The organism is Arthrobacter sp. K4-10C (assembly GCF_059090085.1).
Genome location: NZ_JBNHFI010000048.1, coordinates 1 through 228 on the forward strand (window position 1 = coordinate 1; position 228 = coordinate 228).

General features: G+C 61.4%; 1 pseudogene. It reads left to right on the forward strand.

Features of this window, described 5'->3' with window-relative positions:
* Positions 1-228: pseudogene (locus AC5RUU_RS19700) on the forward strand (lipoyl synthase); the annotation flags it as partial.

Genomic DNA, 228 nt, shown 5'->3' on the forward strand with positions numbered 1-228 from the left:
GCAACGCGGCCGTCCCGGTGGAGCGCAAGCCGGACTGGATCAAGGCCAAGGTCCAGATGGGACCGGAGTTCGTCGGGCTCAAAAACCTGGTCAAAAAAGAAGGCCTGCACACCGTCTGCGAAGAAGCCGGCTGCCCCAACATCTTCGAATGCTGGGAAGACAAGGAAGCCACCTTCCTCATCGGCGGCTCCGAATGCACCCGCCGCTGCGACTTCTGCCAGATCGACA